We start from the raw sequence: 13731 nt of genomic DNA, 5'->3' as shown, positions 1-13731 counted from the left end.
ACAAGGATAAATCCAAAAAAGGGTTTTCCCTTACTCTTCCCGCTCGCACACCGCCTCGATGGTGCCAAGGCGGTCGATCTCTATACGGACAATATCGCCATCGCCCAGATATCGCGGTGGCTTGAAGCCCATGCCGACCCCGCCGGGCGTGCCGGTGAAGATGAGGTCGCCGGGTTCGAGCGTCATCACCTGGCTGACCAGCGCGATCTGTTCCCAAAGATCGAAGACAAGGTTAGAGGTATCCGAATCCTGGCGCAGCTCGCCATTGACGAAGGCGCGCACGCCAAGACCATGGGGATCGCCGATTTCGTCCGCGGTGGTGATCCAGGGGCCGAAGGGGGCGTGGGTGTCAAAGGACTTGCCCAGCATCCACTGGCTGGTCGCCATCTGCCAGTCGCGCACGCTGACATCATTGCCGACGCAATATCCGAAAACGTGGTTGGGAGCCTCTTCACGGGAAATATGGCGCCCGCCCTTGCCGATTACAGCCACAAGCTCGGCTTCATAATCGACCTCGCGTGCAACCTTGGGCAGTATAATGGGCTGAAATGGACCGTTCGCCGCAGTCGGCTGCTTGCAAAACCAAACCTGGCGCTCAGGGATTTCGCCGCCCATCTCGCGGATGTGATCGGCATAGTTGAGACCGATGGCGAGGATTTTACCGGGACGGGGAATCGGCGGCAGCAAAATCGCCTCTTTCAGGGGCAACTTTTCCAACGCTGTCGTCTGGGTGACGTTACGGACCTGCGCTTCTCGCTCCGGCCAGTGATTTATCAGATCAATCATGCTGCCGAAACCGAACGGCAGGGGCAGGATTCCGCCCTCTTCCACGCGGCCTATCGCCGCTTGTCCACCGGTAGCAAAAGTCACCAGCTTCATTCTTGTCAGACCTTTCATTTCGCTGCCTTGATGCGCATATAAGACAGCGTTAGACGACTATCCGATTACAGCCACGCAGGATATTCCGTTCTGCGTCCAGTGTTTTCCGTTGCGGAGCGACCCTATGAACCCCCTAAAAGAACTTGAAAAATTCGGACAGGCCCCTTGGCTCGACAACCTCGGCCGCGGGCTGGTGCGCAGCGGCGATCTCGCCCGGCTGGTGCAGGAAGAAGGCATCAAGGGGGTGACCTCCAACCCGGCGATTTTCGAAAAATCGATGGGCCATACCAATGAGTATGATGATGAGATCCGATCGCTCCTGGATGCGGGCAAAGCCGAGATCGGCCTGATCTTCAACAGCCTCGCCATCACCGACATCAAGGCGGCCTGCGACGTGCTCCGCCCGGTCTATGACGCCACCAAGAAGGCCGACGGCTTCGTCTCGATGGAGTGCAATCCCTATCTTGCACTCGACACCGAAGCGACCCTGGTCGAAGCCCGCCATCTCTGGAAAGAGATCGGCCGCGAAAACGCGATGATCAAGGTGCCTGCGACGCATGAGGGCATTCCGGCGATCCAGACGCTCCTGTCGGAAGGCATCAACATCAACGTCACCCTGCTCTTCTCGCAGGAGATGTATAAGAAGGTCGCGCTGGCCTATATCGCGGGCCTGGAAGGCCTGCCGAAGGATTACGATCTGTCGACCGTGTCGAGCGTGGCGAGCTTCTTCGTTTCCCGCATCGACGCCAAGATCGACGCTCTCCTCGCCAAGAAGGCGGCGGAAGCCACCGGCGACGAGAAAGCCCGCATCGAAGCCCTGGCCGGTAAGACCGCCATCGCCAATGCCAAGCTCGCTTATGTCGCTTACGAAGAAATCTTCTCCGGCCCGCGCTGGGAAGCGCTCGCCAAGCGCGGCGCGCGTCCGCAACGCCTGCTCTGGGCCTCCACCGGCGTGAAGAGCAAGGCCTATCCCGATACGCTCTATGTCGACACGCTGATCGGCGACAACACCGTGAACACCATGCCGCCCGCGACCGTGGAAGCCTTCCGCGATCACGGCAAGCCTGCCGCCGATACCATCAAGGCTGATGTCGAAGGCGCGCATGCGGTGCTCGCGGCCCTGCCCGGCCTCGGTATCGACCTCGACGCCATCACCACCAAGCTGGTGGAAGAAGGCGTGGAACTCTTCGCGGTTGCCGCCGACAATCTCTTCGGTGCCATCGCCGGCAAGTGCGATGAGATCACCGGCAAGAAGCTGCGCATCTCCTGGAGCCTCGCGGGCAATGAAGAAGCCGTGACGGCGGCGCAGAAGGCCTGGACCAAGGCGGGCAACATTCGCAAAGTCTGGGCCAAGGACACCACCATCTGGGCCCGCGCCGATGAAGATAAGTGGCTCGGCTGGCTCGATGCCCCCACCAAGGCGAAGGGCCATCAGGCCTCGCTCGAAGCCTTCCAGGCCAAGGTGAAGGCCGGTTCGTGGAGCGATGTCGTGCTGCTCGGCATGGGCGGCTCGAGCCTCGGCGCCGAAGTGCTGCGCGAAGTGCTGGTGCCGGGGACCAAGTTCCACATCCTCGACTCCACCGATCCGGATGAAGTGCAGACCCTCGACAAGAACATCGCCATCGCCACCACCTTGTTCATCGTCGCCTCCAAGTCCGGCTCGACCCTCGAACCGAACCTGTTCAAGGACTACTACTTCGATCGCGTGGCGCAGGCCGTCGGCAAGAACAAGGCCGCTTCGCATTTCGTCGCCATCACCGACCCGGGCTCCTCGCTCGAGAAGGACGCGACGGCGGAAGGCTTCTCGGCCATCTTCCCGGGCGAAAAGTCCATCGGCGGGCGCTATTCGGTGCTCTCCAACTTCGGTCTGGTCGCTGCCGCCGCGATGGGCGTGAATATCGACGCCTTCATCAAGGAAGCCCTCGCCGCCGAAGCTGCTTGCGGCCCGCTCTCCCCGCCCCCGACCAATCCGGGCGCGCAGATCGGTATCGCGCTTGGCACGCTGGCCCTGCGCGGTCGTGACAAGCTGACGGTTCTGGCCTCCAAGGGGCTTTCGAGCTTCGGCGCCTGGCTGGAACAGCTCGTTGCTGAATCCACCGGCAAGCTCGGCAAGGGCATCATTCCGTTCGACGGCGAGCCGGTCGGCTCCGCTTCGGCTTACGGCGAAGACCGCGTTTTCGTGGTGCTGAAGCTGAAGGGAGAAGAAGCGCATGACAACCTCGTCGGCGCGCTGAAGCCGCTTGGCCATCCGGTGATCGAAGTTGAGGTTGACGGGCCCTATCAGCTCGCGCGCCTCTTCTACATCTTCGAAATCGCCACCGCGGTTGCAGGCTCCTTCCTCGGCATCAACCCGTTCGATCAACCCGACGTGGAAGCTGCCAAGGTCAAGGCGCGTGCGTTGATGGAAGCTGGCGGCGCCAAGGATTCGGAAAAGCCGGTCTTTGCCCGTAACGGTATCTCCGTCTATGCCGATCCGGCCAATGCCAAGGCGCTCGCCGGGGCTGAAACCCTGGAAGATTGCCTTGCGGCGCACTTCAAGCGGGTCGGCGCTGGCGATTACATCGCCCTCGTCGCCTTTATCGAGCGTAACGCGGCCCATACGGCGGATTTCGACGCCATGCGGGCGGCCCTGCGTGACAAGACCGGCGCGGCGGTTGGCCTGGGCTTTGGCCCGCGCTTCCTGCACTCCACCGGTCAAGGCTATAAAGGTGGACCGGCCAGCGGTGTTTTCTTGCAAGTTACCTGCAAGCATGTACACGATGTCGCGGTTCCGGGCCGCGGGTACACCTTCGGGGCGGTGATCGATGCGCAAGCCGCAGGCGATCTGGCCGTTCTGACGGAACGCGGGCGCCGGGCTATTCGTGTCCATCTGGACACCGTGGATGAAGGTCTGAAGACCCTCGCCCGCGCTGTGGAAGCCGCATTGAAGTAGGAGTTGCCATGCAAATCGCGATCGTCGGACTGGGCCGGATGGGTGCCAATATTGCCCGGAGGCTCATGCGAGGCGGTCACGAGATCGTCGCCTACGACGTCAGTAAGGACGCCGTTCAGGCACTGTCGCGCGAAGGGGCCATGCCCGCCGGTTCTCTCGAGGATCTGGTGGCGAAATTGAAGGCCCCGCGCGCGGTTTGGGTGATGCTGCCAGCCGGCAAGATCACCGAAGACTGCATCGCCGTGCTCTCCGGACTTCTGTCTGCCGGAGACACGGTGATCGACGGCGGCAACACCTATTACAAGGACGACGTTCGCCGCGCCGCCGCTTTACGCGAAAAATCCCTCACTTATATCGATGTCGGCACCTCTGGCGGGGTGTGGGGCCTCGACCGCGGCTATTGCATGATGATCGGCGGCGATAAGGGCGCCGTGGATCGTCTCGATCCGATTTTCGCCACGCTTGCTCCGGGTGTAGGCAGCATCGACAAGACCCCGAACCGCGAAAGCCGCGATCCGCGCGTGGAGCAAGGCTATATGCATTGCGGGCCCGCGGGCTCGGGCCATTTCGTCAAGATGGTCCATAACGGCATCGAGTACGGCATGATGCAGGCCTTCGCGGAAGGCTTCGAAATCATGCAGGGCCGCGCCAATGAAGACCTGCCGGAAGCCGAGCGCTTCACCCTCGACCTGCCCGATATCGCCGAAGTATGGCGCCGCGGCAGTGTGGTGAGCTCCTGGCTACTCGATCTCACCTCGCAGGCGTTGGCCGAAAAGCCCGCCCTCGACAATTTCACCGGCATTGTTTCGGATTCCGGCGAAGGCCGCTGGACCGTGGAAGCCGCCATCGAAGAAGCCGTGCCCGCGCATGTGCTTTCGGCTTCGCTCTACGCGCGCTTCTCCTCGCGCCGCCCGGGCAGCTTTGCCAATCGCCTGCTCTCGGCCATGCGCGCCAAGTTCGGCGGCCATGTCGAGCCGAAGTAAGGGGTGATGATGGCGCCGCGTACTGAAATCTTCGCCGATCCGCAGGACACGGCGCTGGCCGCTGCCGACTGGATCGCAGGGCTGATCGCCGCCCATGAGGGCACCTTCCGCATCGCGCTTTCGGGCGGATCGACGCCGCGGCTGCTCTTTGGTGAGCTGTCGCTGCGCCGGATCGATTGGTCCAAGGTGGTGTTTTATTGGATCGACGAGCGCTTCGTGCCGCACGACCATCCCGACAGCAATTACCGCATGGCGCAGGAGACCCTCCTCTCCCATATCAGCGTGAAGCCGGAGCAGATCCGGCCCATGCCGGTGGGCGGCCATGCCGATGATGCTGCCGCGCTTTATGAAGCCGAACTCAAGGATGATTACGGCGCAGAGACCCTCGATCCGGCGCGGCCGCTGTTCGATCTGGTGCTGATCGGGCTTGGCAGCGACGGGCATATCTGCTCGCTCTTCCCGAACAACCCGGTTCTGGACGAAAAGACCAAATGGGTTGCGGCAGTGCCGACGGGGCGCCCCGAAGTGCGCCTCACCCTCACCTACCCTTGCGTCGAGTCCTCGCGTATCACGGCGTTCCTCGTGACGGGCAGCGATAAAGCCGAAGCCGTGCGGCGGGTGCGCGCGGGCGATCACGATTTGCCCGGCGGACGGCTGAAACCTGTGGGCGATGTCGTCTGGCTGTTGGACCAGAAGGCCGCTTCGCTACTCTGAGCGTTATAGACTCAGGCACAGAAGAGTTGCGGGGGGGCTGGCATGGCGGCAGGTCGGATTCTGTCTTTCGACATTGGCGGGACAGGGCTGAAAGCGGCCCTGCTCGACCCCAAAGGCAATCTGATCGGCGAACATGTGCGGGTGCTGACGCCTCATCCCTGCCCGCCCGCGCTGCTGGTAAAGACCCTGAAGGAACTGGTCGCGCCGCTGAAAGGCTATGCCCGCTCTTCGGTCGGGTTCCCTGGCGTGGTGCGCGGCGGCAAGGTGATCACCGCACCTAATCTCGGCACCGAGGATTTTGCGGGCTTCGATCTTGCGGGCAAACTTTCCAAGGCGCTGGGCGGCATTCCCGTGCGGCTGATCAACGATGCCGACATGCAGGGCTTCGCGGTGGTGAAGGGCGTCGGCCTTGAAATGGTGGTGACGCTGGGCACCGGTTTCGGATCAGCCCTTTTCCGCGATGGCGAGCTGATGCCGCATCTGGAAGTCGCCCATATGCTGGCGCATAAATCCAAGACCTTCGACGAATATATCGGCGACAAGGAACGCAAGAAGATTGGCAACAAGGATTGGAACAAGCGCGTCGAAGAGGTGCTGCCCTTCGTGTTCACCCTCGTCCATTACGACCGGCTTTATATTTCCGGCGGCAATGCCAAGCACCTCACCATCGACCTGCCCAAGACCGCACGTATCGTGCCCAACATCTCCGGCATCAAAGGCGGCGCTGGGCTGTGGAAGCAGAAGGTGTGGAAGTAAGCGCCCGTTACGGCGCCTCCCCTAAAAGATAGCGCTTCCAGAAGACCAGGCTCGCCCAGAAGGCGTAGTCCTGATTGGCTTTCTTGGCGAAGCCATGGCCTTCATCCTTGGCGAGAAGATGCCATACCGGTCCACCATTGGCGCGGACAGCCTCCACCATCTGGGTTGCTTCCGACGGCGGAACACGTGGATCGTTGCCGCCGGTCTGCACCATCAGCGGAATATGCAGAGACTTGGCCTTGGTGAAGGGTGAGATGGCAATCAATTTGGCGCGCTGAGCGGGATCGCGCTCGTCGCCATATTCCACCCGGCGCAAATCGCGGCGATAGCTCTGCGTGTTTTCCAGGAAGGTGACGAAGTTGGAAATGGCGACAATGCAGTTGGCTGCCTTGAGGCGCGCGCCATAGCGGATGGCACTCGCATAGCACATATAGCCGCCATAGCTACCGCCGGTCTCGGCGATACGAGCCGCATCGATGCCGGGGTCCTTAGCCAGCTTGTCGAGGAAGGCGCCGATATCCTTGACGCTGTTCTCGCGCAGATCGGGACCATTATCGAGGCTGACGAAACGTTTTCCATAGCCGCTCGAGCCGCGCACATTGGGCAGGAAGAGCGCGATGCCGAGCTCGTTCACCAGGTAATTGTTGCGGCCGAGAAAGCCCGGGCGGCTTTGCGATTCCGGCCCGCCATGAATGCTGAAAAGCAAAGGACGCTTACCAGGGAATTTCTTGGGATCAGGGCGATAGAGAAAGCCCGACACGACCTCACCATCGAAACTCTTGACCGAAACCAGTTCGGGCGCGGCATTGACGTTCGGATCGAGCCCACCCGTCTCGCTCTGTGTCCAGCGCTTGGCCGCCAGCGTCACCGGATCGACCGACCAGACATCGGCGGGCGACTTCGCAGACGCCAGGGTCAGCCCGATCTCGCCCCAAGGCGCAACGGACAGGCCGGAGATTACGCCGGTGGGCAAAGCCTGAACTAGACGGACCGTGTTGCTTGCAACATCGTAAAGACGAAGACGGCTGATGCCAGCTTCGTTGGTGAGATATGCGATGAAGCGGCCATCATCGGAGATGACAAAATCCTCGACGTCCCATTTCTCTTGGGCGACAGGCGTGAAGCGGCCGGTTGACGGATCGAGGCGCCCCAGGCGCTGAACATCGCTGTATTCATCGCTCGTCACCCAGAGCGTGCCATCGGGCGCATAGGCCACCTCATCATAGGCGATGGATTTGTTGTGATCGCCGATGGCGCTCTGCGCGCCGCTGGCAAGATCGAGGCGGAATAAGTCCACCTTGGTGATGGATATACGGTTGGCAAGAATTGCGGATTTTCCGTCCGGCGCGAAATCACGCAGGGTCCAGCCACCGCCCTTCAATTCCGCGACGCGGCGATCACTTTTGGGATCACGCGGATCAATCACATAGATGTCGCTATCGGCCCCGTTGCGGCGGGTGGAGGTGTAGGCCAGCCATTTGCCGTCATGGCTCCAGGCATTGACCGTGTTGCGGCTCTTGCCATCGGTGAGCAGCACGAGGCGCCCCTGGTCCAGGCGATAGAGCTGCCAGAACTCGCTGCCGCCGACATCCTTCTGCACCACCATCACATCGCCTGTTTTGCGGGCATAAGAGGCGCCCGCGATGGCATCGGCTTCAAAGGTGATCTGGCGGCGCATGCCGAGCGGCATGGCGACATCGTGAATTTGGGCGACATTGCCGAAACGGGTGGAGATGGCGATGCCGTGGGTTCTCACATTCCAGCCCACCAGCGATGCGGTGCGAAATTCCAGATAAGGCTGGGTTGCGCGGACCAGCGCCTCGGGAATGGCGGGCACGCCCTCCGCAACCACCGCGGCGGGCTTGATATCTTCCGCCATGGCCGCCATCGGCGCCATCAAGGCCAAAGCATAGATCACACGGCGCATGGCAAATCCCCCTTATCGCTGCCAAAGCGTAAGGGCAAAGCTGCCGCCTGCCAAGGCCGCGCGATCACGCCTGCGCAAGGCTGGGCACAGATAAAAGCGCAACTAGCCCCGAAATGTCAGCCCTACCGAGATTGTGCGCGGGGCATCGTAGCTGTTGAGGCCGTCGGCGCTTTGCGTGGTGGCGATGCGGGCGTTGAGGAGATTGTCCGCGCTCACGAAAACACCGAAGCTTTCACTGAACGCATAATCGAGCCGCGCGCCGAGATTGAGCGCACTGCCGAGCACGAGCGTATTGGCGTCATCGGCATAACGTTTGGTTTCATAGCGCAGCGTAGCGCCGAGCGTGAGATCGCGCGTGAGGGGGAGATCAAGTCCACTGGTGAGGGTGAGGCGCGGGGCTTGTACGGGGCGTTTGCCGGTGATCTGTGGCGCCTCGCTTCCGCCATGCACGCGCTGATCAAGAAAAGCAAAGCCAAAGCGAAGCCGCACGGGATCGGCGGTGTAGGTGAGATTGCCTTCTATGCCGGGCGCGTTGATGTCGCCCGCGTTGCGCCGTTGAATGAGGAGGCCGCCAGGCGGCACCATGCCCGCGCCCGGCACAATGACGGGCCCCTGGCCCACCGTGACATTGGTGATGGCGCGATGCAGGCGGTTCCAGAACAGCGTTACATCGAAGCTGAAGGCATCAAAGGCACCGCCTGCGCCGATTTCAGCGCCATAAAGCGTTTCGGGGCTTAAGGCGGGATTGGCTTGCGTGAGATTATTGCCAAGACGGAAGGGACGATAGAGTTCGTTCAGAGACGGCGCGCGAAACCCTTCATAGGCGGCGGCGCGCAAATAGAAGCCGCCGAAATCACGCCGGATGCCGAGGCGCGCGGTGGGCAGCACGCCGGTCTTCGCCTCCCAATCCGTGCGGGTGACGGCAGTGGAAGCAATATCGGTCTGGAGGACGTGGCCATTGGAGGATTGCCATGCATCGGCGCGCAAGCCCAGCGTAATCAGCCATTCGTCCTTGTGCCGCGCGCCCTCAAGATAAAGCCCGCCGGTCAGCGTATCGCCACCGGACACACGATTGAGGGTGAAGGCGCCCGCGCTATAGGCGGCATGTTCCTTGGCGTTGCCGCGCGCCGCACGAAAATCGGCGCCGATTTCCCAGTCGAGAAAAGCTTGCCCGCGCAAGGCCGCGTTCGCACCCCAGCCGGTGGCAGGCGTGGCGTATTGTTCATTCGAAGGCGTGGCGGTGGCACGATCCAGCGAGATGGTGGCGGAGGTTTGCGCAAAATCGCTGGTGTGCAGCCAGAACTGCGCCCGCCAGCCAAGATCGTCGCCTGAGATGGGATGGGCGGCGGTGAAACTGGCGATCACGCCATCCGTGCGTGAGGCGGTGTCTGCGAGGCCGGAATGGCGCGCCTCGCGGTAAACAGAGGCACGGGCAGAGATCAATGTGCCCGATTGTGGCTCCCATTCAGCGCGGAGCGAAACACTGCCAGAATCCAGCGTGAGCTTGCTGTCGGCGGCGCCGCGATCGGCGGGGGCGATCGGCACCCAGCCGTCGGAAGCTGATTTCACCGCCGAGGCGAAGAGCGCCAGCTTGCCAATATCGATGCCGCCCGAGGCCGCAATACGGCGCAGACCCAGCGCGCCGCCGGACGCGGCGATTTCGAAACCTTCGCGCTTCTCTTTCAGGCCAATCACGCCGGTGAGCGCGCCCGCGCCATACGGCCCAGCGCCCGCGCCGCGCACCACCTCAGCCTCGGCGATGTCCTCTGGTGGCAGCGCCGACCAGATCACCCAGCCGCCAAAAGGATCGTTCTGCGGCACGCCATCCAAAGTCACCAGCGCCCTGCCCGCCCCAGAAGGCGCAATCGCCCTGAGTGACACGCCTTGAGTGGTGGGATTGGCGGAAAGCGAAGAGTTGCGGCGGAAGAGCGACAGCCCCGGCACCTGGCTGAGCGCCACATCGAGTTGGGGGGCGGCCGCCAAGGCTCTTGTATCGAGCGTGACAGCCGAAAAGGCCCTCGCCCCCACAGGATCAGGCGGAGATGCCGTAACGACAATCGTTTCTATCGGCTGTGCCAGCGCGGCTCCGCCAAAGGCGGCAAACAATAAAAGGGCGCGCGCCTTCAAACTCATGGCGCAAGCTTGGCTGATCTGGCACGGCGGGTAAAGGCAGAACCGGTTGATCTTTGACAGGAAAAACACGATATATCCTGTAGAATTGATCCGGATAAACGCGATGCTTTCCCAAAAGGCCCGGTATGCGCTTCGGGCGCTCTTCGTTCTTGGCGAACACAACAGCGATGAGCCGATGATGATCGCCGATGTCGCCGAAAAAGCGAACGTGCCGCGCAAATTCCTGGAACAGATCCTTTTGGAGATGAAGCGGCGCGGCATTGTCCATTCCATGCGCGGGAAATTCGGCGGCTATACGCTGGGACGCGCGCCGGAAGACATCTCCTTTGCCGAAGTAATCCGCGTGATCGACGGCCCCTTGGCGCTGACGCCCTGCTCCAGCCGCACGGCTTACAGGAAATGCGACGATTGCGAGGATGAAGTGACCTGCGCCATCCGCAAGGTACTGCTCAATGTGCGCGACGCCACCGCGGATATTCTGGAAGGCCACACGCTGGCGCACGCCCTCGCCGACCGCAAAACCGCCAGCAAGCGGCGCAAACGCGCGGAGTGAGGACCAGATTCACCTCCCCCCGTCGGGAGATGAAAATGGCATTCTTCCCCTAATGTGATTTTCTGAACACGCCTTCAGTTTGGCCGCGGGCGCGCGGGGACTTGGCATAAACCTATAAAATTCCAAGCAAAACATAGCTGCACGCAAACGCCCCTGTAGTTTTACAGGCGCTTTCCGGTAATCCCACAATTTCCGTAAACTCGATTGACTATGTAGAGTATATCGATATTGTTCCTGTCATCGATGTAACACCTGCCGGCCACCGGCGGATATCAAAGGGGATCATCATGACACCTGCGAAGGCCGCCGCCTTGTTGGCCGGCGTCTCCCTCCTCGCCCTTGCCGCGCCCGCCTTTGCCGCCAAGGCATCATCCAATGCGAGTTCTGCACCGCAGCCGGTAGCGCAACCGAACGATGACCGCGTGAAGGCGTTGGAAGAACAAGTGCAGGGTCTGCAGGATCAGATCATTGACCTGAAGCGCTCCACCGGCGATCAGTATACGGACATCACCAATCAGCAGAATGCCCTGGTGAAGGTGACCATCGCCAATGGACGGCCCACCTTCACGACCGCTGATGGCCAGTTCAGCGCGTCCCTGCGTGCCACCGTGCAATTCGACTGGGCGGGTTATTTCCAGGATCCGGGCAAGACAGTCACTTTGACACCCGCCCTGGGCCGCGAATTGTCGTCGGGTACGAATTTCCGCCGCGCGCAATTCGGGCTCGACGGCACAGTTTTCAAGAACTGGACCTATAGCTTCATTTATGATTTTGGCGGCAGCAATGGCGCCGAGCAGCAGGGCCGCGTCTCTTCGGCCTATGTCCAGTATAATGGTTTCGCGCCGTTCCAAATCCGCGTCGGCGCCTTCGCGCCCTATATCGGACTGGAAGATTCTTCCTCAGCGGCGGATACGCTTTTTGCGGAACGCTCCAGCGCCTCGGAACTGTCGCGCAACAATACCGGCGGCGATGGCCGCTCCGCGATTCAGATCGCGGCAGTGGGCGATGATTATCTCGCCGCCATCAGTTATTCGGGATCGGCCGCGACAACGGCTGCATCGTTCGACGAGCAGCAGGCCATCAACGCGCGCTTCGCCTATCTTCTTTATAGCGACCTCGACACTAAGATCGTGGGCAGCTTGAGTGGTGTTTATGAGTTTCAGCCGCCGCATAGCGTGGCCGGAGCGGTTGGCGCGACCAACATTACATTAGCGGACCGGCCCGAACTTCGGGTCGACGGCACGCAACTTATCAACGCAACGCTTGATGCGGACGATCTTATCATCGGCGGCGGCGAGCTTGGCGCGGTGTGGAAGAACCTCTATGCCCAAGGCGGCTGGTTCAATTACCATGTTGACCGGCGCGCTTCGGCTTTCTCCAACCCCGATTTCTCCGCCTGGTATCTGCAGGCTGCATGGGTTCTTACGGGTGAAACCCGCGTCTATGACGCGAGCCGCGCCGCCTTCCGCAATCCCAAACCCGATCATCCTTTTGGGCTTGGTGACGGCATTGGCGCGTGGGAACTCGCAGCACGTTACAGCACCGCCGATCTGAACTATGATGCGGCACTTGCCCCTGCGGCGGGCGGCATTCGTGGCGGTGAGCAGAAAATCGCCACGGCTGGTGTGCACTGGTATCCTAACAATGTCGTGAAGGTGTTGTTCGACTACCAACATGTAGAGATAAATAAGCTCAACGGTTCGGCAATCGCAGCGGCAGCGCCTTATCCTGCTGTTGCAGCAGGAGCACCTATTGGGCAGGCCTACAACACTGTCAATCTGCGCGTGCAGATCGCCTTTTAGTTCGATACCCTATTCGACAGGAGCTTTGTGATGATCAAATTATCGCGACGCATTGCAACCGCAGCCGTATTTGCTTGGGCAGCAGGCACAGCGGCACTCGCCGGCAATGTCACCTTGCTGAACGTCAGTTATGATCCGACGCGCGAGTTGTATAAGGACATCAATCAGGCCTTTGCCGCGCAATGGAAAGCCAAGACGGGCGATACCGTCACCATCAATCAGAGCCATGGCGGCTCTGGCGCGCAAGCGCGTGCGGTGATCGACGGACTTGATGCGGATGTCGTCACGCTGGCCCTCGCCTATGACATCGACGCCATTTCCAGCAAAGGCAAGCTCTTGCCGCCGACGTGGCAAAAGCGTCTGCCGGAAAACTCCACGCCCTACACCTCGACCTATGTCTTCCTGGTGCGCAAAGGCAATCCCTGGAAGATCAAGGATTGGGGCGATCTGATCAAGCCGGGCATTCAGGTGATCACACCGAATCCGAAAACCTCAGGCGGTGCACGCTGGGCCTATCTCGCGGCTTGGGCCTATGCGCAGAAGGCACCTGGCGGCAATGCGGAAAAAGCCAAGGAGTTCGTGCGCCAGCTTTATAAGCATGTGCCTGTTCTCGACACCGGTGCGCGCGGTGCCACCACCACCTTCGTACAGCGCGGCATCGGCGATGTCTTGCTGGCCTGGGAAAACGAAGCCCATCTCGCGCTGAAGGAATATGGCGCCGAGAAATTCGAGATCGTCTATCCGAAAGTCTCGATCGTTGCCGAGCCGCCCGTCGCCGTGGTGGACAAGAATGTGGATCGCCACAAGACGCGCGCGGTGGCCGAGGCATATTTGCAATTCCTCTACACCAAGCAGGCTCAGGAAATCGAAGCCAAGAACTTCTACCGCCCGCGCGATCCCGAAGTTTTGAAAGCCTATGCCAAGACTTTCCCGTCGATCCCCCTTTATACCATCGATGATGTGTTCGGAGGCTGGACCAAGGCACAAGCCACGCATTTCGCGGATGGCGGCGTCTTCGACCAGATCTATACGCCGGGCCGCTGAGCGAGATT

General features: G+C 61.2%; 10 protein-coding genes. 7 read left to right on the top strand and 3 right to left on the bottom strand.

The features are described 5' to 3' along the window. Positions 1 to 30 precede the first annotated feature (30 nt). Positions 31 to 879: a fumarylacetoacetate hydrolase family protein gene (locus FHS83_RS12950; RefSeq protein WP_167083367.1), complete on the bottom strand. Its 849-nt coding sequence runs from the start codon at positions 877 to 879 to the stop codon at positions 31 to 33. Positions 880 to 1003: 124 nt separating this feature from the next. On the opposite strand from FHS83_RS12950, the gene FHS83_RS12945 reads away from it, so the two are divergent. From FHS83_RS12945 to FHS83_RS12930, 4 genes are read left to right on the top strand one after another with little or no spacing between them, the layout of a single operon-like run. Next, entirely contained in the window at positions 1004 to 3811 is a 2808-nt protein-coding gene (locus FHS83_RS12945; RefSeq protein WP_167083366.1) for a bifunctional transaldolase/phosoglucose isomerase, read from the top strand. Between the two features lie 8 nt (positions 3812 to 3819). Further along, positions 3820 to 4794 (top strand): phosphogluconate dehydrogenase (NAD(+)-dependent, decarboxylating), encoded by a 975-nt coding sequence (gene gnd / locus FHS83_RS12940; RefSeq protein WP_167083365.1) that lies wholly within the window; start codon positions 3820 to 3822, stop codon positions 4792 to 4794. A gap of 6 nt (positions 4795 to 4800) precedes the next feature. Next, complete coding sequence (pgl, locus tag FHS83_RS12935) at positions 4801 to 5508, top strand: 6-phosphogluconolactonase (RefSeq protein ID WP_167083364.1); 708 nt, start codon at positions 4801 to 4803, stop codon at positions 5506 to 5508. Between the two features lie 42 nt (positions 5509 to 5550). Beyond that, positions 5551 to 6264, top strand: a complete 714-nt coding sequence (locus tag FHS83_RS12930; protein WP_167083363.1) for an ROK family protein — start codon at positions 5551 to 5553, stop codon at positions 6262 to 6264. Between the two features lie 7 nt (positions 6265 to 6271). On the opposite strand, the gene FHS83_RS12925 is transcribed toward FHS83_RS12930, so the two are convergent. Both FHS83_RS12925 and FHS83_RS12920 read right to left on the bottom strand, forming a co-directional pair. After that, the gene (locus FHS83_RS12925; protein ID WP_167083362.1) at positions 6272 to 8191 is read right to left on the bottom strand and encodes a S9 family peptidase; all 1920 of its coding nucleotides are present in this window, start codon (positions 8189 to 8191) and stop codon (positions 6272 to 6274) included. 102 nt (positions 8192 to 8293) lie between these two features. Beyond that, a complete protein-coding gene (locus tag FHS83_RS12920) occupies positions 8294 to 10393 on the bottom strand; it encodes a TonB-dependent receptor domain-containing protein (protein ID WP_167083361.1) in 2100 nt (699 codons plus the stop codon). A 34-nt stretch (positions 10394 to 10427) separates the two neighbouring features. Here FHS83_RS12920 and FHS83_RS12915 point away from each other — a divergent pair, with 34 nt between their 5' ends. The 3 genes from FHS83_RS12915 (at position 10428) to FHS83_RS12905 (ending at position 13723) form a co-directional block, all read left to right on the top strand. Then, positions 10428 to 10877, top strand: a complete 450-nt coding sequence (locus FHS83_RS12915) for an RrF2 family transcriptional regulator (protein ID WP_167083360.1) — start codon at positions 10428 to 10430, stop codon at positions 10875 to 10877. A 287-nt stretch (positions 10878 to 11164) separates the two neighbouring features. Then, positions 11165 to 12679 (top strand): OprO/OprP family phosphate-selective porin, encoded by a 1515-nt coding sequence (locus FHS83_RS12910; RefSeq protein ID WP_167083359.1) that lies wholly within the window; start codon positions 11165 to 11167, stop codon positions 12677 to 12679. 30 nt (positions 12680 to 12709) lie between these two features. Beyond that, a complete protein-coding gene (locus FHS83_RS12905) occupies positions 12710 to 13723 on the top strand; it encodes a sulfate ABC transporter substrate-binding protein (protein WP_167083358.1) in 1014 nt (337 codons plus the stop codon). Positions 13724 to 13731 lie beyond the last annotated feature (8 nt).

It is taken from the genome of Rhizomicrobium palustre, assembly GCF_011761565.1.
GTDB classification, from domain to species: Bacteria; Pseudomonadota; Alphaproteobacteria; order Micropepsales; family Micropepsaceae; genus Rhizomicrobium; species Rhizomicrobium palustre.
The sequence above is the reverse complement of the archived record's forward strand: the minus strand, read 5'-3'. Positions and strand labels throughout refer to the sequence as shown.

What these genes read in the sequence shown, in the direction of transcription:
- FHS83_RS12950 (WP_167083367.1), bottom strand. Translation starts at nt 879, where the DNA reads ATGAAGCTGGTGACTTTTGCTACCGGTGGACAAGCGGCGATAGGCCGC.
- FHS83_RS12945 (WP_167083366.1), top strand. Translation starts at nt 1,004, where the DNA reads ATGAACCCCCTAAAAGAACTTGAAAAATTCGGACAGGCCCCTTGGCTC.
- gnd (WP_167083365.1), top strand. Translation starts at nt 3,820, where the DNA reads ATGCAAATCGCGATCGTCGGACTGGGCCGGATGGGTGCCAATATTGCC.
- pgl (WP_167083364.1), top strand. Translation starts at nt 4,801, where the DNA reads ATGATGGCGCCGCGTACTGAAATCTTCGCCGATCCGCAGGACACGGCG.
- FHS83_RS12930 (WP_167083363.1), top strand. Translation starts at nt 5,551, where the DNA reads ATGGCGGCAGGTCGGATTCTGTCTTTCGACATTGGCGGGACAGGGCTG.
- FHS83_RS12925 (WP_167083362.1), bottom strand. Translation starts at nt 8,191, where the DNA reads ATGCGCCGTGTGATCTATGCTTTGGCCTTGATGGCGCCGATGGCGGCC.
- FHS83_RS12915 (WP_167083360.1), top strand. Translation starts at nt 10,428, where the DNA reads ATGCTTTCCCAAAAGGCCCGGTATGCGCTTCGGGCGCTCTTCGTTCTT.
- FHS83_RS12910 (WP_167083359.1), top strand. Translation starts at nt 11,165, where the DNA reads ATGACACCTGCGAAGGCCGCCGCCTTGTTGGCCGGCGTCTCCCTCCTC.
- FHS83_RS12905 (WP_167083358.1), top strand. Translation starts at nt 12,710, where the DNA reads ATGATCAAATTATCGCGACGCATTGCAACCGCAGCCGTATTTGCTTGG.